This is a genomic window from Amycolatopsis sp. cg13 (assembly GCF_041346965.1).
Classification (GTDB): Bacteria; Actinomycetota; Actinomycetes; order Mycobacteriales; family Pseudonocardiaceae; genus Amycolatopsis.
Genome location: NZ_CP166848.1, coordinates 7,789,319 through 7,805,450, shown reverse-complemented (window position 1 = coordinate 7,805,450; position 16,132 = coordinate 7,789,319). Strand labels below are relative to the sequence as shown.

The 16,132-nt window shown below is 69.7% G+C and carries 19 protein-coding genes; 9 read left to right on the top strand and 10 right to left on the bottom strand.

What is annotated here, in order from left to right; all coding sequences use genetic code 11:
- Nucleotides 1-46 precede the first annotated feature (46 nt).
- From AB5I40_RS36760 to AB5I40_RS36745, 4 genes are all read right to left on the bottom strand, one after another.
- Nucleotides 47-1,084 (bottom strand): LLM class flavin-dependent oxidoreductase, encoded by a 1,038-nt coding sequence (locus AB5I40_RS36760; RefSeq protein WP_370940688.1) that lies wholly within the window; start codon nucleotides 1,082-1,084, stop codon nucleotides 47-49.
- Entirely contained in the window at nucleotides 1,084-1,596 is a 513-nt protein-coding gene (locus AB5I40_RS36755; protein ID WP_370934760.1) for an SRPBCC family protein, read from the bottom strand. Before AB5I40_RS36755 ends, AB5I40_RS36760 begins: the two co-directional genes overlap by 1 nt.
- Nucleotides 1,597-1,734: 138 nt before the next feature.
- On the bottom strand, nucleotides 1,735-2,238 hold the full coding sequence (locus AB5I40_RS36750; protein WP_370934759.1) for a winged helix-turn-helix transcriptional regulator: 504 nt from the start codon (nucleotides 2,236-2,238) through the stop codon (nucleotides 1,735-1,737).
- A 40-nt stretch (nucleotides 2,239-2,278) separates the two neighbouring features.
- Nucleotides 2,279-2,668, bottom strand: a complete 390-nt coding sequence (locus tag AB5I40_RS36745) for a cupin domain-containing protein (RefSeq protein WP_370934758.1) — start codon at nucleotides 2,666-2,668, stop codon at nucleotides 2,279-2,281.
- Between the two features lie 51 nt (nucleotides 2,669-2,719).
- Between AB5I40_RS36745 and AB5I40_RS36740 the strand changes: the two genes are divergently transcribed.
- The 4 genes from AB5I40_RS36740 to AB5I40_RS36725 all read left to right on the top strand — a co-directional run bounded on the left by AB5I40_RS36740 (nucleotide 2,720) and on the right by AB5I40_RS36725 (nucleotide 6,364).
- Complete coding sequence (locus AB5I40_RS36740) at nucleotides 2,720-3,685, top strand: helix-turn-helix domain-containing protein (protein WP_370934757.1); 966 nt, start codon at nucleotides 2,720-2,722, stop codon at nucleotides 3,683-3,685.
- 219 nt (nucleotides 3,686-3,904) lie between these two features.
- Nucleotides 3,905-5,083: a lytic murein transglycosylase gene (locus AB5I40_RS36735; protein WP_370934756.1), complete on the top strand. Its 1,179-nt coding sequence runs from the start codon at nucleotides 3,905-3,907 to the stop codon at nucleotides 5,081-5,083.
- A gap of 55 nt (nucleotides 5,084-5,138) precedes the next feature.
- Nucleotides 5,139-6,053, top strand: a complete 915-nt coding sequence (locus tag AB5I40_RS36730; protein WP_370934755.1) for an SDR family NAD(P)-dependent oxidoreductase — start codon at nucleotides 5,139-5,141, stop codon at nucleotides 6,051-6,053.
- A gap of 149 nt (nucleotides 6,054-6,202) precedes the next feature.
- A complete protein-coding gene (locus AB5I40_RS36725; RefSeq protein WP_370934754.1) occupies nucleotides 6,203-6,364 on the top strand; it encodes a hypothetical protein in 162 nt (53 codons plus the stop codon).
- A gap of 2 nt (nucleotides 6,365-6,366) precedes the next feature.
- On the opposite strand, the gene AB5I40_RS36720 is transcribed toward AB5I40_RS36725, so the two are convergent.
- Complete coding sequence (locus AB5I40_RS36720; RefSeq protein ID WP_370934753.1) at nucleotides 6,367-7,170, bottom strand: TetR/AcrR family transcriptional regulator C-terminal domain-containing protein; 804 nt, start codon at nucleotides 7,168-7,170, stop codon at nucleotides 6,367-6,369.
- A gap of 120 nt (nucleotides 7,171-7,290) precedes the next feature.
- On the opposite strand from AB5I40_RS36720, the gene AB5I40_RS36715 reads away from it, so the two are divergent.
- From AB5I40_RS36715 to AB5I40_RS36700, 4 genes are all read left to right on the top strand, one after another.
- Nucleotides 7,291-7,704, top strand: coding sequence for a DUF1992 domain-containing protein (locus tag AB5I40_RS36715; protein ID WP_370934752.1), 414 nt, complete (start codon nucleotides 7,291-7,293; stop codon nucleotides 7,702-7,704).
- A 233-nt stretch (nucleotides 7,705-7,937) separates the two neighbouring features.
- Nucleotides 7,938-9,068 carry a metallophosphoesterase gene (locus tag AB5I40_RS36710; protein WP_370934751.1) on the top strand — a complete coding sequence of 377 codons (1,131 nt, stop codon included), beginning with the start codon at nucleotides 7,938-7,940 and terminating at the stop codon, nucleotides 9,066-9,068.
- A gap of 120 nt (nucleotides 9,069-9,188) precedes the next feature.
- The gene (locus tag AB5I40_RS36705) at nucleotides 9,189-9,989 is read left to right on the top strand and encodes an alpha/beta fold hydrolase (RefSeq protein WP_370934750.1); all 801 of its coding nucleotides are present in this window, start codon (nucleotides 9,189-9,191) and stop codon (nucleotides 9,987-9,989) included.
- Nucleotides 9,990-10,025: 36 nt separating this feature from the next.
- Nucleotides 10,026-10,682, top strand: a complete 657-nt coding sequence (locus AB5I40_RS36700) for an HAD family hydrolase (RefSeq protein ID WP_370934749.1) — start codon at nucleotides 10,026-10,028, stop codon at nucleotides 10,680-10,682.
- Between the two features lie 358 nt (nucleotides 10,683-11,040).
- On the opposite strand, the gene AB5I40_RS36695 is transcribed toward AB5I40_RS36700, so the two are convergent.
- A complete protein-coding gene (locus AB5I40_RS36695) occupies nucleotides 11,041-11,499 on the bottom strand; it encodes an NUDIX domain-containing protein (protein WP_370934748.1) in 459 nt (152 codons plus the stop codon).
- 140 nt (nucleotides 11,500-11,639) lie between these two features.
- On the opposite strand from AB5I40_RS36695, the gene AB5I40_RS36690 reads away from it, so the two are divergent.
- Complete coding sequence (locus AB5I40_RS36690) at nucleotides 11,640-12,101, top strand: DoxX family protein (protein ID WP_370934747.1); 462 nt, start codon at nucleotides 11,640-11,642, stop codon at nucleotides 12,099-12,101.
- 29 nt (nucleotides 12,102-12,130) lie between these two features.
- Here AB5I40_RS36690 and AB5I40_RS36685 read toward each other — a convergent pair whose 3' ends face one another.
- The 4 genes from AB5I40_RS36685 to AB5I40_RS36670 are packed head-to-tail and all read right to left on the bottom strand — an operon-like array spanning nucleotide 12,131 to nucleotide 16,008.
- Complete coding sequence (locus AB5I40_RS36685) at nucleotides 12,131-12,730, bottom strand: ATP/GTP-binding protein (RefSeq protein ID WP_370934746.1); 600 nt, start codon at nucleotides 12,728-12,730, stop codon at nucleotides 12,131-12,133.
- Entirely contained in the window at nucleotides 12,711-13,082 is a 372-nt protein-coding gene (locus AB5I40_RS36680; protein ID WP_344271717.1) for a DUF742 domain-containing protein, read from the bottom strand. Before AB5I40_RS36680 ends, AB5I40_RS36685 begins: the two co-directional genes overlap by 20 nt.
- On the bottom strand, nucleotides 13,082-13,498 hold the full coding sequence (locus AB5I40_RS36675) for a roadblock/LC7 domain-containing protein (RefSeq protein WP_067580331.1): 417 nt from the start codon (nucleotides 13,496-13,498) through the stop codon (nucleotides 13,082-13,084). The genes AB5I40_RS36680 and AB5I40_RS36675 overlap by 1 nt, the downstream gene beginning before the upstream one ends.
- Entirely contained in the window at nucleotides 13,498-16,008 is a 2,511-nt protein-coding gene (locus AB5I40_RS36670) for a nitrate- and nitrite sensing domain-containing protein (protein ID WP_370934745.1), read from the bottom strand. Before AB5I40_RS36670 ends, AB5I40_RS36675 begins: the two co-directional genes overlap by 1 nt.
- Nucleotides 16,009-16,132 lie beyond the last annotated feature (124 nt).

Below are 16,132 nucleotides of genomic sequence, written 5' to 3'. Positions count from 1 at the left end.
GCAACCGGACCCGCCGACGCAGCCGGTTGGCCCAATGCTTGGTCTGTCAGGGCACTTCCGTTACCAACTCGAGTGCCCGGCCGAGCGTCGCGAGCCGGTTTTCCAAGGTGTCGCCCGCCGGATACAGCCGGACCGTGTCGACCCCGGCGGCGCGCCACACCTTCAGCCGCGCGCGGACCATGTCCTCGGTGCCGATCAGCGTCGTCGCGAGCACCATCTCGTCGGTCACCAGCCCGGCCGCGCCGTCGCGATCGCCGGACTGCCAGCGTTCCCGCACCTCAGCGGCGACCTCGGCCCAGCCTTGCCTGCTGTAGGCGTCGTGGTAGAAGTTCGTGCTCGCCGAACCCATGCCGCCCAGCGAAAAGGCCAGTTCCTTCTTGCGCCCGGCGACCATGGTCCGCAGTTCGTCCTCATCGGACGCGAACGCGACCTCCGCGCCTTGGCACACCACAAGATCGCCGCGGCTCCGGCCGGCTTTCGCGAGCCCGGCGTCGAGATGACGGAAGTAGGCGTCGGCGCCTTCCGGGACGAAGCTCGTGCCCAGCCAGCCGTCGGCGAGTTCGCCGGTGAGCTCCAGCATTCGAGGCGACAGCGTGGCCAGGTAGATCGGGATGTCCTCGTTCGGCTTGGTCGACAACCGCATCGGGCGGGACTCGCCGGGCAACGGGATCTGGAAAGCCTTGCCAGCGAAGGAGATCTTCTCCCCGGCGAACGCGCTGCGGATGATCTGCACCGTCTCGCGCATCCGGGTCAACGGCCGCGCGAACGGCACCCCGTGCAGCCCCTCGATCACCTGCGGACCCGACGGACCGAGGCCCAGCGCGAACCGTCCATCGGACATCTCGGCAAGCGTGAGCGCGGCCTGCGCGAGCGCGACCGGCGTGCGCACGCCGAGCTGCATGATGCCGGAGCCGAGCCGGATCTTGTCCGTGCGCGCGGCGAGGTAGCCGAGCACCGACGGCGCGTCCGAGCCCCACGCCTCGGCCACCCAGCATTCGTCGAGACCCAGTTTTTCCGCCTCCAGCACGAAATCCCGGGTGCCGGGCCAGCCGGACGACGCCTCGACGGTGGTGGCCGCGCGCATCATCCGGCGGCCTCCACGCGGTCCTTGATCGCGCCGAGCGTGGCGGTCATCGAGGCCTCGAACTCGCTCAGCCGGACGTGCACGATCTTCTGTTCCTTCTCCGGCATCCGCGCGATCACCTCGGTCACCCCGGACGGCCCCGGCCCCATCTGCGCCCACTGCGTGAGCCGGGTGCCGCCGTTCTCCGGGGCGAGGGTGAACCGCCAGACCGCGGTCGGATTGGCCGGATCGCTGACCGCCCAGGCGAAAACGCGCGGCTCCTCGCATTCGACGATGTAGGACGTGGTTTCCCAGTCGCCGCGCATCTTGTGGTGGTTGCGCCCGACGAAGGACCGGCCGAGCGCCGGTTCCGAGCCCTCGTCGCACCACTGGACCGCCTGCAGTTCGCCGCTCAGCTCCGGCATGAGCACGACGTCCGAGGCGAACCGCCAGACCTGCTCGGGCGAGCCGTCGATCCACGCGTCCACCTGCACGGTCGGGGTGTCCGCGTACCGCGCGCCGGTCCACTCCATGGCGAGTCCTCCTCCGTTGGCGTCTCGACCAGCATAGTTGCGTAACAAGACTGACCCTGTCAATCACCACGGAGGCCGAAAAGCCGTGAGGGGAACCCTGAGGGAATCTGATTCCCTCAGGGTTCCCCTCACGTACCGCTATTCCTGGGGCGCGAACCTCGCCTGGACGTCGGGGCGTTGCGCCAGGCGTTCGGGGAAGCCCGGTCCGCGCCGCATCCGGGTGTCGTCCGCGGACAGCGGCTCGCCGCAGTCCGCACACACGACTCTCGCGGTCGTGTCGTGCCCGCAGGCGTCGTGGTGCAGCACGATCGGCGGGCCCGCTTCGGTGGCCAGCCACCGGTCGCCCCAGGCCGTCATCGCGGCCAAGACACTCCAGAAATCGCGGCCCTTCTCGGTGAGCACGTAGTCGTAGCGCACCGGCTCGGCCTGGTAGGCGCGCTTCTCCAGCAACCCCTCGTCGACCAGCCTGCGCAGCCGGTCGGCGAGGGTGTTGCGCGCGATGCCGAGCGCCTGCTGGAACTCGTCGAAGCGGCGGACGCCGTAGAACGCGTCCCGCAGCACCAGCGGCGTCCACCAGTCCCCGAGCAGGTCCATGGTCCGAGCGATCGAGCACGGCCACTGCGCGAAGGAAGTGCGTTTCATGACGGCGAGGATACGCCGTCCCACGGTGCAACCCAGCAGGTCAGACGCGATGCCCGACGGTCACGTCGACAGTGTCGGGCACTTCCTCGTGCTCGTCGCCGACCGAAAGCGTCCCGGCGGGCTCCACGAGCAGCACCACCGCGCCCTCCTGTGAAGACGGCTTGTGGAACGTGCCGCGCGGGACCACGAACCCCTGCTCGCGCGTCAGCGTCACGGTCCGTTCGCCGTCCGCTTCGCGCAGGCCGATCTCGATGGCGCCGTCGAGGACGAGGAAGAACTCGTCGGTGTTGTCGTGCTTGTGCCACACGTGCTCGCCGGCGAACCGGGCGAGACGGATGTCGTAGTCGTTGACGTTGGCGACGATCCGCGGGCTCCACGGAGCGTCGAATCCGGCGAACACCGCCCGCAGGTCGAGGGGTTGAGTTGGCATAGTTCGATCTTGGGCCTGGTTTCCGGCGGCCGGGAGTGCTAGGAATCGCACATGCCGAAAGGATCCTCGCACCGCGTCGTGATGATCGTCGGCGACGGCTCTAACCCGTTCGAGATGGGCGTCGCGACGGAGCTGTTCGGCTTGCGCCGGCCGGAACTGCCGGTGCCGTGGTACGACTTCGCGCTCGCGGCACCCGGCGGGCAAGCTCGGATGCACCTCGGCTTCTTCACCCTCGCCGACGTCGCCGGCCTCGAGGCAATCGACGCCGCGGACACCGTGATCGTCCCGAACCGACCGGATCCGCAGACGCCCGCCGACCCGGAGATCATCGCCGCGATCCAGCGCGCGGACGCCCGCGGCGCGCGGCTGATGAGCTTCTGCACCGGCGCGTTCACCCTGGCTCAGGCCGGCGTGCTCGACGATCGCCGCGCCACCACGCACTGGCAGTGGGCCGAGGCGTTCACCGCGCGCTACCCGCTGGTCCGCCTGGAGCCGGACGTTCTTTTCGTCGAGGACGGCACAGTTTTCACCGCCGCCGGAAGCGCCGCCGCGCTCGATCTGTCGCTGTATGTAATCCAGCGTGATCACGGCGCGGAAATCGCCAACGCGGTGAGCCGTCGCCTCGTTTTCACCGGACATCGCGAAGGCGGCCAGCAACAGTTCGTGGAACGCCCGATGCCGGAGATTCCGGACGCCTCGCTTGCACCGATCCTGGAATGGGCGCGCCAGCACCTCGACCAGTCGCTCGCCGTCGCCGACCTCGCCGCGCGCGCGGCGACCAGCGCCGCGACCCTGCACCGCCGGTTCCGCGCCGAACTGGGCACGACGCCGCTCGCCTGGCTCACCGCCGAACGCGTCACGCTGGCCCGCCGCCTCATCGAGCGCGGCGAACATGGTCTGGACCGCATCGCCGCCCGCACCGGGCTGGGCACCGGCGCGAACCTCCGGCTGCAGCTGCGCAGGCACACCGGGCTGTCGCCGTCGGAATACCGGAAACGATTCGGCCCGGCGGCGTAAAACGCCCCGCGGTCCACTGTGGACCCGACGAACGGATTACTCCATTCGGCCTATTCAGCAAAATCCCGGTTAAGCCCCGATGACCGGAACCCGCCGAAGGTTTTATGCCAGACGAACGAAAGTTGGCCGGAACGGACAGAATTCCGGCGACCCCTCACCGGATCGCGCACAGATCCGCTAGCTTGGCCGCAGACCGGCCGAACGAACGGGGAGACACGCATGGCCAGACGCCGCCTGGAGGGACGGAACGCCCGGAGCCGGGCTTTCGCCGCCCTCGCCGGAGGCGCGCTCGTGGTGCTGCCGACGGTGACGTCGTCCGGCATCCCGGTGGCGTTGCGCGCCGCGGAACCGCCGTCTGCCGCCCAGGCCGCGCCGAACTCCCCCGGCCTGCCGCCCGGCATCACGCTCCCGCCGATCGGCGTCGACGGCAGCCTCCCGCAGCCGCCGGTCCCGCAGGCGCTCGGCGTCCCCGGCTACCCGAACGGCCCCGGCTCGGCCACCACCGCCGGCCCGCTCGGCATCCCGGACAGCATGCTGCGCGCCTACCGCAACGCGGCCGACATCATGGCCCGCGAACAGCCCGGCTGCCACCTCGACTGGGCGCTGATCGCGGCCATCGGGCGGGTCGAGTCGAACCACGCGCGCGGCGGCTACGTCGACGCCCGCGGCAACACCCTCGAACGCATTCTCGGCCCGGTCCTCGACGGTGCCGGCGGATTCGCCGCGATCCGCGACACCGACCACGGCCGCTACGACGGCGACCCGGTGTGGGACCGCGCGGTCGGCCCGACCCAGTTCATCCCGTCGACCTGGGCGTCGTACGCCTCCGACGGCAACGGCGACGGGATTTCCGACCCGAACAACATCTACGACGAGACGCTCGCCACCGCGCGCTACCTGTGCTCGGGAGGTCTGGACCTCTCCACCGACGCCAATCAGCGCCTCGCGGTGCGCCGGTACAACAACTCGCAGTCCTATGTGGACACTGTCATGGCATACGCGAACGGCTACCGCAGCGGCGTCTCGAACCTGCCGGACAGCAAGGTCCCGATCGGAGCCCCGCCCGGCCCCGGCGCCGTCGAGGCCGCCGCGGGCAGCCCGGCGGGCGACGTCGCACCGCCCGTCCCGCCGCCGGTCGCCCCGGCGCAGCCTGCCACGCCGAACCAGCCCGGCACGCCGACGCAGCTCCCCGGCAGCAGCACCGCGCCGAGCAGCAGCACTCCCGCGAAGCCGAGCAGCACGCCGCCGACCACGCCGTCCAGCACCACGCCCACAAGCAGCACGCCGACGACGCCGACCACCCCGACGAGCACGACGCCGTCCAGCTCCGCCCCGGCGAACCCGGCCACGTCGACCACGACTTCCAGCACCACCACGGAGGCCGTGCCGACGCACTGACCGCGGCGTTCGTATAGTCCGGACCGACCCGGAAACCGGACTGTTGGGGGCGATCGTGGCGTGGAATCCCCGGAACTTGCCCGGCCTCGCCGGTCGCGTGTACGCGGTGACCGGGGGCAACGCCGGAATCGGCTACTTCGTCACCGAGCAACTGGCCGCCGCCGGAGCACACGTCGCCCTGCTGGGCCGTGACCCTTCGCGGCTGCGCGCGGCTGTCGAGATGGTGCGCACGCGGGTCGGTTCGGCTTCGTTGAGCACGATCCCGCTGGACCTCGCCGACCTGGACACGATCCCGGCGGCCGTCGAGGCGCTCGGCCGTCTCGACCGGGTGGACGCGTTGATCGAGAACGCGGGCATCACCGCGCCCGGGCCCGTGCGCCGGACCACGCGACAGGGCCTGGAGCTGGCGGTCGGCACCAATCACTTCGGCCACTTCGCGCTCACCGCGCTGGCGATGCCGGTCCTGACCGCCTCGTCCGCGCGGGTAGTGCTGGCAGGCAGCCTGATCACCCGGATGTATCCGTATCACATCGACGATCTGCAGAGCTCAAGCAAGTATTCGGACTTCCGTGCGTACGCGCTGTCGAAGCACGCCGTGCAATCGTTCGCGATGGAACTCGACCGACGCCTGCGTGCGGCGGGTTCGCCGGTGCGGGCGATCCTCGCGCACCCCGGGTTCAGTCTTGAGCGGACCAGCCCCGCTCGACCGGGAATCACCAAGCCGGTGCCGGTGATGCGGCTGCTCGCGCCCTACACGCACGGCAAGGATCACGGCGCGTGGCCCGCGGTCCGGGCCGCGATCGACCCAGCTGCGACCGGCGGTTCCTGCTACGGTCCAGCTTTCGGCGGAGTGGGCCGACCCCGATTGGGGACGGCTATGGGCGCTTCCCGGGATGTGGTGCGGGGCCGTCGGTTGTGGACGCTTTCCGAGGAAGCGACCGGAATCCGGTTCGCACTCGGGGGTTCCTGACTCGACCCGCCCTGCTCACCCGTAACGCCACCCCGAGGACGAGGGTGTCGGCAGGTCGCGCGCCGGGTGGAGGAAGTGCGGGATGACGCTGGTGAAGACGATGACGGTCTTGGGGTTGGACAAGTCGCTGAGCGGGTCAGCAGACCAGCATGACCGCGGGACCCGGGATGACGACCAAGACCACGGACAAGGCCGCGAAAGCCAGAATCGACGACATGGACGCATTGCCCCCGCGTCTCGCCGATTCGGGCCCGCGCCGCGAGCGGGCCAGCTCCCGGCGGTGCGCACCAGGCTCGGTCGCTCGCGGTTGAGTCTATTCGCCGACCTGGTCGATCCGGTCGGCGATCCCGTCGAGCAGCCGGTCCAAGCCGAACTCCGACGCGTCCGACGCCTGCTTCCCGGAAGGCTGGTCGAAACCGCCCGCGAGCCAGGTCCGGTTCATCGCCGGATGGGACTCGACGTCGAAAAACGTGTACCAGAAAGAAGAACGCTGCCCCCACCACGCGTCATTGGACTGTCCCGTGGTCTGTTCCAAGTGGACACTCTCCGCCTCGGCCGCCGCGTTCGCGTCCACATATCCGGCGACAGAACTAGCCGCCGCAACGACTTCACGCGCGGGCAAGCCCAGTCCGTCCATAATGGACAACAGATATTCCTGACCGGCCAGCTGCCCCGGACCGAGCGCGGGCCGCACCCGAGACCGCTCGCGGAGCCACGGATGCCGACGGTAAATGTCGCGTGTCCGGTCGGCGTAAACGCGGACCTGCGCACGCCAGTCCTCCGGCCGGGGTTCGCCCGGGCCGGGGAGATTCCGTTCGAGGAGAACGGTGTCCACCATGAGGTCGATCAGTTCGGTTTTGCCGGGAACGTAGGTGTAGAGCGTCATCGTGCCCGCCCCGAGTTCCTTGGCCACGCGGTGCATCGACGTCGCGACAAGGCCCTCGGCATCCGCGACCGCGATGGCCGCCACGATGATCCGTTCGATGGTGAGCGTCGGCCGCCTGCCGCGGGACGAGGGTTCCGGGGCGCCCGTACGGTCGCGCCACAACAGGGCGAGCGTGCGCGCGACCTCCTCGCGCGCGGCCTCGGGACCGTCGCCCTCGTGCTCGACGATCATCGCGTCCCCTCCCGGCCTTCGTACGCATCAGCGTGGGATCTTACCTGCCGTTTCAGGACCTTCGTCCCCTCCGCGGCGGCTCGCGGGCCGCTACGCTGGGCAGCGAGGGAGGTGGTTCCCGTGACGGAACGCAAACCACCGGGCGTGTCGTACGGCACGTGGGTCGACCGGCAAATCGCCGCGGCCGAAACCCGCGGCGACTTCGAAGACCTGCCAGGAACCGGAAAACCCCTGCCGCCCCCGACCGGCCGCGACGCGGCGACCGACTGGGCGATCCGCCGCGCTCGCGAAGGCGACCTCGACGTGGCCGCGTTCCTGCCGCCGTCGCTCGCCATCCCGCGCGAAATCCAAGACCTGCCGGGGAAACTGGCGAAAATCCACTCCGAACGCAAGGTGCGGGAGATCGTCGAAGACCTGAACGACCGCATCCGCAAGACCCACGCGATGCCCCAGGACGGCCCGGTGCTGCGGGCTCGGCCGCTGGACGTGGAGGAAACGGTGGCGAGCTGGCGTGCGGGGCGCGGCGAGTCCTGAGCCACGCGAGCTGAATTCGGGCGATGCCGCCGGAGACGCTTGCCAGTCGCCGCGTTGGCGCCACCGGGCCGTACCCGCCGCGGCCACTTCCCGGGAGCCCACGGCTTCCGCCTCACCGCACCAGTAGCGACCACTCCACCCAGAACATCCGGCTCGCCCCTCCCCTTCACGCCCCGCCACCCACTCCCGGCTGCGGCTACGCTGGGTAGCACCTGGGCGAAGGGAAGAGGACCGTGGTTGGAGTTCGTCGGGTTGCCTTCGTGGTCGCCGCGGTGCTTGTGCTGTTCGGCGAGCCGTGGTCGGTACTCGTGTTGCTGCCGGATTGGCCGGTCGCGGGGACCGTCGCCGGGACGGTCGTTTTCGGTGTCGCAGCGCTGAGTTTTCCGGTGCTCATGGTCCTCGGGCACGGTCCGAAGCAGAGCGACGCCGCCGCGCGGGTCGGGGACGTCACGCTTGGCATCGTCTGGGTGCTGTTCACCTGGACCGTCCTCACGCACGTGCTGCGGCTCGTCCTGCTGGTGTCCGGAGTGGACGATCCCGCGCGGCCGCGGATCGTCGCCGGGGTCACGCTCGCCGTCGCCGCCGTGCTGCTCGTCAGCGGGAACCGGATCGCCATGCGGATACCGCCGGTGAAGGCGGTCGATGTCGTGCTGCCGAAGCTCGGCGCCGGGCTCGACGGGTTGCGCGTCGCGGTCATCACCGACACCCACTACGGCCCGCTTGACCGCACCCGCTGGTCCGAACGCCTGGTCGCCGAGTTGAACCGATTGCAGCCCGACGTCGTCTGCCACGCCGGGGATCTCGCCGACGGGTCCGTCGCCATGCGGCGCAAGCAGGTCGACCCGCTCGGCGGCGTCCAGGCTCCGCTCGGCCGGTTCTACATCACCGGCAACCACGAGTACTTCGGCGAAGCCCAGGCCTGGCTCGACCACATGGCGAGCCTCGGCTGGGACACCCTGCACAACCGCTCGACCCTGATCGAACGCGACGGCGCCCGCCTGCTCTTCGCCGGCATCGACGACCCCACCGGAGCCGCCTCGGGCCTCCCCGGCCACGGCCCCGACCTGGCCGCCGCCCTCGACGGCTCCGATCCCGACGTCCCCGTCGTTCTGCTCGCCCACCAGCCCAAACAGGTCGCCCAGGCCCGCGAGGAAAACGTCGACCTGCAGATCTCCGGCCACACCCACGGCGGCCAGATCTGGCCCTTCCACCTCCTGGTCCGCCTGGACCAGCCCACCCTGTCGGGCCTCACCCGGCACGGCCCGACCCAGCTGTACAACAGCCGCGGCTCCGGCTTCTGGGGCCCGCCCTTCCGGGTCTTCGCCCCCAACGAGATCGCCTTGCTCACCCTGCGCAGCGCCTGACCCCAACCCCACGCCCGCACCGACAGCACCCCATCCCACCGAACAATTTTTTTGTCTTGACAATCGCACTCGTCGGATGCGAGAGTTCTCCTCAACGGCACCACCCCGAGGAGGAACCCCATGCCCACCGTCACGTCCGCCGACGGCACCCAGATCGCCTACTCCCGCATCGGCTCCGGCCCCGCGCTGGTCCTCGTCGACGGCGCACTCTGCTACCGCACCTCGACCCCGAACGACGACCTCGCCAAGGCCCTCTCCGACCGCTTCACCGTCTACACTTTTGACCGCCGCGGCCGGGGCGAAAGCGGCGACGCGAGCCCGTACGACGTCGAGCGCGAAATCGAAGACATCGCCGCACTGGCCAAGGAAGCCGGCGGCGAGATCGGCCTCTACGGCATCTCCTCCGGCGCAGCCCTGGTGCTGGAAGCCGCCCACCGCGGCGTGCCCGTCAAGAAGGTCGCGGTCTACGAACCGCCCTTCGTCGTCGACAGCACCCGCAAGCGAGTCCCCGCCGACTACCAGGCGAAGCTGGAAGCAGCCGTGTCCGCCGGAAAACCAGGCGACGCGATCAAGACCTTCATGGTCGAAGGCGTAGGACTGCCCGCCCTGATGGTCACGATGATGCGCCTGATGCCAGCCTGGCCGCGCATGAAACGCGTCGCCCACACCCTCGCCTACGACGCCCAGGTCATGGACGACAACCAGGCCGGCCGCCCCCTCCCGGAAAACCGCTGGTCCGGAATCACCGCCCCCACCCTGATCCTCGACGGCGGCAAGAGTCCCGAGTGGATGCGCAACGGCGTCGCGGCAGCAGCCAGCCAGCTGCCCAACGCCGACTACCGCACCCTCCCCGGCCAGACGCACCTGGTGAAAACCGCCGCCCTGGCACCGGTGTTGGCGGAGTTCTTCGCCACGAACTGACCCCGCCCGCGGGCCAGGTGAGGCAAGCTGCGAAACGTGGCTACGCGAGCATTGATCTTCGATTTCGACGGCACCCTGGCCGACACGGAAGCCGCGGTACTGCGCTCCTGGCAAGAAATGTTCGCCGGACACGGAGTCGAACTGCCCCTGGATGTCTGGCACACAGTCATCGGCACCCAGAACACCGCGGCGACGATGTTCAAGCTGCTAGCCGAACAAGTCGAAGACGTCGACCCGGAAACCCTGCGCCCGGCAATGCGCGCCCGAGTACACGAACTCCTGGCCGAAGACGGCCCACGCGAAGGCGTACTCGACTACCTGGACGAGGCCGCCCGCCGTGGTCTGGCACTGGGCGTCGCCTCCAGCTCATCCGGAACCTGGGTGCACGGCCAGTTAGAACGCCTAGGCCTGGCATCCCGCTTCACCGCAGTAGAAACGGGCGACCGCCACAAACCCAAACCTGACCCAGACACCTACCTGGCAGCCCTGCGCACCCTAGGCGTAACCGCGGAAGAAGCACTGGCCTTCGAAGACTCGCCCCACGGCGTAAGCGCGGCAAAAGCAGCCGGAATCATCACCATCGCGGTGCCAAACCCCATCACCGCAACACTGGACTTCGCCAAAGCAGACCTAGTCCTCCCCACCTTCACCACCACCTCGCTGAGCGCGCTACTGCAGCAATTCGGTACGTGAGCGACCCCAATGCGGCATTCGGTGCATCCCACGCACCCAATGCGGCATTCGGTGCGTCACATGCACCCAACGCCACATTGGGGCGCTAGCCCCACCACCCAGCGAACCGCAGCCGAAGCACCCAACGATCGAGGCACCCAGCCGTGCGCCCCACCACCCAACCGCACCCGTGCACCCAACAATCGAGACACCCAGCCCCTCCCCCGCACCCCGATACGAAGCGTCCCTGCGGTCTGGGGGTGCTTGTCAAGGCATCTTTCCCGCCTTGACAAGCACCCCCAGACCGTCAGCACACTCAAGCTTCGGGGTGCCCCACGCAACCACCAAGCGATGTCGCCGCCAGGCGACGAGCCGAACCTCACCCCAACTCGGCAAGCCGATCCAAAAACCCCCGCTGCCCTTTGACCAGCTTCTCCCGAGCCACCTCGAGAGAAAACCACTCCACCCGATCCACCTCAGGAAACTCCTGCGTCCGCCCAGACCGAGGCGGCCACTCCATCTCAAAAACCCCAGGCACCACCTGAGCCGGATCAAGCTCCCCCTCCACAGCCCAAGCAGTCACGACCTTCCCGGACTGCCGAACCTCCCCCAGCGCAACCCATTCCCCAGCAGGCACCGGCACCCCCAATTCCTCAGCGAACTCCCGCCGAGCAGCAACCTCAGCCGCTTCCCCCTCCTCGATCTCCCCCTTGGGCAACGACCAAGCAGCCAGATCCTTCTTAGCCCAAAACGGCCCGCCCATATGCGCGAGCAACACCTCGACCCCCGCCGCGCCCCGCCGAAAAACCAACACCCCAGCACTACGCCTGACCACCATCCCCCCACCCTGCCAGTCCCCACCTGACCTGCCCAAACACCCCCACAGAAAAAACTTCCCGGCGATGTGTCGATCCACGCCAACCCCGTTCGACGCATAGGCAGAAGGCACCCAACAGCCACTCCGGGAAGGACCCCACGATGACCACCACCACCGCCCCGAAGACCATCAAGACCGTCGAGACCACCGCCGCCGCCGAAGGCAAGAAGTCCCTGGCAGACCGAGCCCGGCCCACCGTCCTGGCCCTCTTCCGCGCCGTGGTGTCGTTCCTCTTCCTCTGCCACGGCCTGATGGGCTTCGGCCTCTTCGGCGGCATCGACAACGCGGGCGGCGCGCTCCCCTTCGGCCAGTGGCCGGGCTACTGGGCCAGCCTGATCGAGGTCATCGGCGCGATCCTGGTCTTCGCCGGCCTCTTCACCCGCATCTCCGCGACCGTGCTCTCCGGCGTGATGGCCTACGCCTACTTCACCGTGCACGCCCCGGAAGGCCTGCTCCCCCTGCACAACATGGGCGAACCCGCCGCCCTGTTCGCCTGGATCTTCCTGGCCATCGCCGTGGTGGGGCCGGGGGCGGCAGCCCTGGACAACCTGCGCCGCCGCTGAAAGACCTCGTGCGCGGCAATCCCGGAAACCTATCCGGGGTTGCCGCTCACCAGCATCGCCCGCCCGAGCGCGTGCTCCATCAACACCGTCAGCACCTGCTTGGTCGAATCCCGCTCCCGCGCGTCGCACAACAGCAACGGCACCTGCGGATCGAGATCCAGCGCACCGCGGACTTCCTCGGTCCCGTACCGGTAAGCGTCGTCGAAGCAGTTCACCCCGACCACGAACGGCAACCCGCGCTGCTCGAAGAAATCCACTGCGGGGAAACAAGATTCGAGCCGCCGCGTGTCCGCCAGCACCACCGCGCCGAGCGCGCCGTCGGCCAGTTCGTCCCACATGAACCAGAACCGGTCCTGGCCCGGCGTCCCGAACAGGTACAGGATCAGCTCGGGGTTGATGGTGATCCGGCCGAAGTCGAGCGCGACCGTCGTGGTGGTTTTGCCCTCGACGCCGGACAGGTCGTCCACGCCCTCGGACGCGGCGGTGATCACCTCTTCGGTGCGCAGCGGCGGCACCTCGCTGACCGAACCGACCAGGGTCGTCTTGCCGACTCCGAAGCCGCCCGCGACGAGCACCTTCACCGCCTGCGCGGTGAGCGACCGGCGGGGCTCAGAGTTTCCGGATGCCATCGAGAACCGCCTGGAGTACGTGGGGGCTGGGGGCGTCGGTCACCGGCGTCGCGGTGCGGAAGAGCACGAGGTTGCGTTCTATCAAATCGCTCAGCAGCACCTTCACCACGGGCAGCGGCAGGTCGACGCGAGCCGCCACCTCGGCGACCGAAACCGGGCGCTGGCACAGGGAAAGAATGCGCGAGTACTCCGGTTCGAGGCCGGGCGTCTCGCTCGCGGTGCGCAGCGCGACGACGAGCGTGATGAGGTCGAGCCCGCGCGTGTCGGACCGGGTCCGCCCGCCGGTGACGGCGTAGGACCGCACCAGCGGACCGGCCTCGTCCTCGTACCAGGACTCGCGGCCCTGAGCCATCATGGCGAGGTCCGCTGGACCGCTCCGGCCCGCGGCGCCGCGGTGAGCACCGCGCCGACCCGCTTGACCATCAGGTTCATCTCGTAGGCGACGAGCCCCATGTCCGCGTCGACCCCGGCCAGCAGCGCGAGGCAGGCGCCCCGGCCGGCCGCGGTGACGAACAGGAACGCGTGGTCCATCTCGACCATCGTCTGCCGCACGTTGCCGCCGCCGAAGTGCCGTCCGGTGCCGCGGGCGAGGCTCTGGAACGCCGACGCGACCGCGGACAGGTGCTCCGCGTCCGCCTCGGACAGGGTGCCCGACCGGCCGATGAGCAACCCGTCCGCGGACAGCACCACCGCGCGGTCCGCGCCGGCGACCCGCTGCACGAGGTCGTCGAGCAGCCAGTCGAGCTCGTTGACTCCGTTGTTCGCCATCAGTCGCGATCTCCGTACCTGTTGTCGTGCCCGGGATCGGCCTCGCGGGCCCGCCGGGTGCCCTGCTGGAACGCGCTGAGCCGGGACCGGGCCTGCTCCGGCGAATCCTCGCGGACGTCGTCGGATTCCGGCGCCGGCCGGTCACTGCGCAACTGCGGAACCAGGTTCTGCTGCCGCCGCCGCTGCGGAAGCGGCGGACGACCAGGCGGACGCGGCGGCGCGGCGCGGCCGTTCTCGACCGCCGGACGCGGCGCACGGCCGTTGTCCGCGGGCGGACGCTGCTCGTGCTGCGGACGGGTTTGCGGCGGGCGGACCGGCGGCGCCTCGGCGACCGGACGCATCGCGCGGCGGGTCGGCAACTCCGGCCGCTGTTGCTCCGGCGCGACCCGAGGCTCGGGCGCGACGCGGGGTTCCGGCGTGCCCCGCGACGGCTGCGGCAGTTCCGCTTGCGCCGGTTCCGGGCGAGCCGCTTTCCGTTGCGGCAGTTCCGGTCGCTGCGGTTCCGGCGCGGGCCGCGACGGCTCCACCGCGAGCCGGGAAAGCTCCGGCGTCCCGTCCTCTTCCGAAGACGCCTCGGTGTCCGAGGGCTCCGTCTCGCTGATCGGCGCGAGCAAATCCTTGCGCACCAACACGATCGCCCGGGTTCCGCCGTACGCGGATTCGCGCAGATGCACCGAGATCCCGTGCCGCGACGCCAGCCGCGCGACCACGAACAGGCCCAGCCGCGGTTCGTCGGACAGCGCCATGATCCCGAAGTCCGGCGGGTCGGCGAGCATCGCGTTGAACTCGTCGGCCTGGTCCTGCTCGATGCCGAGGCCCTGGTCCTCGACCTCGATCACGACGCCCTTGCCGACGACGTTGCCGCGCAGTTCGACGCGCGATTCCGGCGGCGAGAACGACGTCGCGTTGTCGATCAGCTCGGCGAGCAGGTGCACGAGGTCTCCGACGACCGGACCGCGCACCGCGACCTCCGGCAGCTTCGCCGTCTTGACCCGCGCGAAGTGCTCGGTTTCGGCCGCCGCGCCGCGGACGAGTTCCACCAGCGACACCGGATTGCGCCACTGCCGTCCGGGCTGGCCGCCGCCGAGGATGATCAGGTTCTCCGCGTTGCGCCGCGCGCGGGTGGAGAGGTGGTCGAGCCGGAACAGCGTGTCCAGCTGGTCCGGGTCCTCCTGCTTGCGCTCGGCCGCGTCCAGCACCTTCAGCTGCCGGTGCACGATGACCTGGCTGCGGTGCGCGATGTTGAGGAACACCGCCTTGGTGCCTTGCCGGGTCTTGGCTTCCTCGACCGCGGCGGCGAGCGCGGACTGCTGCGCCAGGTTGAACGCCTCGGCCACCTCGCCGATCTCGTCCGTGCCGTGGTCGAGCAGGTGCCCGCCCTCGTCGAGGTCGACCGGTTCGCCCGCCCGCACGCGGCCGACGAGTTCCGGCAGCCGCACCTCGGCCGCGTCGAGGGTGTCCTCGCGCAGCCGGGCGAGCCGGGAGATGAAGCGGTTCGACAGCCGCAGCGCGATCAGCACCACGGCGAGCGCGAAGAGCACCGCCGCCGCGCCCGCGATGATCGAGTTGCGCAGCGTGTCGTCGGCGTCGGTGATCGCCGCGTTGGTCGCGTGCGCGCTCTGCGCGGCGAACATCGTCATCAGCGTGGTGGCGACCTGCTTGGCGTCGGTCCGCCACTGCTCCAGCGGCACCGGAAGCTGTTTCGCGCCGGACAGCAAGGCGTTCTCGACCTGCGTCACGGTCGTCCACGCGGGACTCGAGACGAGCTTGTCGTAGTTCGCCCGCACCTCGGGCACCATCTGCGGCACCGACTGTTCGAGCTGCGCGTGGTACGCGCCGATCTGGCCGAGGTACGCGCGCTGCTCGTCGCCGGACAGCCCGCCCGCGGCGAGCCCGGCCGACGCCAGCGCATCGCTGCGCTGCATTTCCTCGGCGGCGTTGAAAATCGGGATCGCGGACAGCCGGGCGTACGCGTTGTCCGCGCCGCGGGCGGCCTGCGCGAGCCCGGCGACGCCCTGGGTGAACTGGTCGATGATCTGGTTGTAGAAGGAAAAAACCTCGAGCCGCGGCACCTGGCCGGAGTCGACCTGCTGGCGCAGCTGCGGCAGTTTCGCTTCCAGCGCGGCGAACGTGGCGATGTTCTGCTTGACGCTCGCGGGCACGTTCGAGTCGCTCGCGAAGTTGCCCTGCAGCACCGAGGTGATCTGCGCGGCGGACGCGTCCGTCTTCGGCCGGGTCGCCAGCAGCGCGGCACGCGCGGCGTCCTGTCCGGCCAGCACGCTCATCGACAGCTGGCGTTCCTGTTCCGCGGCGAGCAGGAACGGAATGCCGGGACCTTCCGAACCGCGAATCTTCTGCGCGTAACTCCGCGCCTGCGTCGCGTCGAAAATCAGGTATCCGGCGAGCGCGATACCGACGATCAGCAACGCCACGCTAGGAATCAACGCGATCGCGAGCACGCGAGAGCGAATCGAGGAGCCGCGGCCCTTTCGCCCGGAATTCTGCTTCACCGTGATCCGTTTTCCTTCCGGCACTGCTGTGGTATTCGGGTCCTCGGTGTTTTCGTTGCACCGGTCCGACCAGCCGGATCACAGTTCACCGTGGTCTGCGTTGCCCGCGACGACGGTAAGCAAC

What these genes read in the sequence shown, in the direction of transcription:
- AB5I40_RS36760 (WP_370940688.1), bottom strand. Translation starts at nt 1,084, where the DNA reads ATGCGCGCGGCCACCACCGTCGAGGCGTCGTCCGGCTGGCCCGGCACC.
- AB5I40_RS36755 (WP_370934760.1), bottom strand. Translation starts at nt 1,596, where the DNA reads ATGGAGTGGACCGGCGCGCGGTACGCGGACACCCCGACCGTGCAGGTG.
- AB5I40_RS36750 (WP_370934759.1), bottom strand. Translation starts at nt 2,238, where the DNA reads ATGAAACGCACTTCCTTCGCGCAGTGGCCGTGCTCGATCGCTCGGACC.
- AB5I40_RS36745 (WP_370934758.1), bottom strand. Translation starts at nt 2,668, where the DNA reads ATGCCAACTCAACCCCTCGACCTGCGGGCGGTGTTCGCCGGATTCGAC.
- AB5I40_RS36740 (WP_370934757.1), top strand. Translation starts at nt 2,720, where the DNA reads ATGCCGAAAGGATCCTCGCACCGCGTCGTGATGATCGTCGGCGACGGC.
- AB5I40_RS36735 (WP_370934756.1), top strand. Translation starts at nt 3,905, where the DNA reads ATGGCCAGACGCCGCCTGGAGGGACGGAACGCCCGGAGCCGGGCTTTC.
- AB5I40_RS36725 (WP_370934754.1), top strand. Translation starts at nt 6,203, where the DNA reads ATGACCGCGGGACCCGGGATGACGACCAAGACCACGGACAAGGCCGCG.
- AB5I40_RS36720 (WP_370934753.1), bottom strand. Translation starts at nt 7,170, where the DNA reads ATGATCGTCGAGCACGAGGGCGACGGTCCCGAGGCCGCGCGCGAGGAG.
- AB5I40_RS36705 (WP_370934750.1), top strand. Translation starts at nt 9,189, where the DNA reads ATGCCCACCGTCACGTCCGCCGACGGCACCCAGATCGCCTACTCCCGC.
- AB5I40_RS36695 (WP_370934748.1), bottom strand. Translation starts at nt 11,499, where the DNA reads ATGGTGGTCAGGCGTAGTGCTGGGGTGTTGGTTTTTCGGCGGGGCGCG.
- AB5I40_RS36690 (WP_370934747.1), top strand. Translation starts at nt 11,640, where the DNA reads ATGACCACCACCACCGCCCCGAAGACCATCAAGACCGTCGAGACCACC.
- AB5I40_RS36685 (WP_370934746.1), bottom strand. Translation starts at nt 12,730, where the DNA reads ATGGCATCCGGAAACTCTGAGCCCCGCCGGTCGCTCACCGCGCAGGCG.
- AB5I40_RS36680 (WP_344271717.1), bottom strand. Translation starts at nt 13,082, where the DNA reads ATGGCTCAGGGCCGCGAGTCCTGGTACGAGGACGAGGCCGGTCCGCTG.
- AB5I40_RS36675 (WP_067580331.1), bottom strand. Translation starts at nt 13,498, where the DNA reads ATGGCGAACAACGGAGTCAACGAGCTCGACTGGCTGCTCGACGACCTC.